The sequence below is a fragment of the Mesorhizobium sp. GbtcB19 genome (assembly GCF_019091085.1).
In the GTDB taxonomy this organism is placed as follows: domain Bacteria; phylum Pseudomonadota; class Alphaproteobacteria; order Rhizobiales; family Rhizobiaceae; genus Mesorhizobium.
The window spans coordinates 1-235 of the sequence record NZ_JAGXJY010000541.1 but is presented as its reverse complement, the minus strand read 5'-3'; the positions used below and the strand labels follow the sequence as shown (position 1 = coordinate 235).

At 65.1% G+C, this 235-nt stretch carries 1 pseudogene; it reads left to right on the top strand.

The features are described 5' to 3' along the window. Positions 1–235, top strand: a pseudogene (locus tag KVT37_RS32975) (peptide ABC transporter substrate-binding protein); the annotation flags it as partial.

The window sequence follows — 235 nt, the reverse complement described above, 5'->3', positions numbered from 1 at the left end:
GATATCGCCCAGGCCAAGCAGCTGATGGAAGCGGCCGGCCTCGCGCACGGCTTCAAGATGACGCTGACCACCGAGCGCTATCTGGAGATCCCCGAATACGCGCAGCTGATCCAGAACTGGGTCAAGGAAATCGGCATCGTGCTCGAGCTCAACACCCTCGCCCGGGGCGCCTATTACGGGGATGCCGGGTTGGGCAAGTCGATCTGGCGGGATTCGGCGGGGGGCACCACCGCCC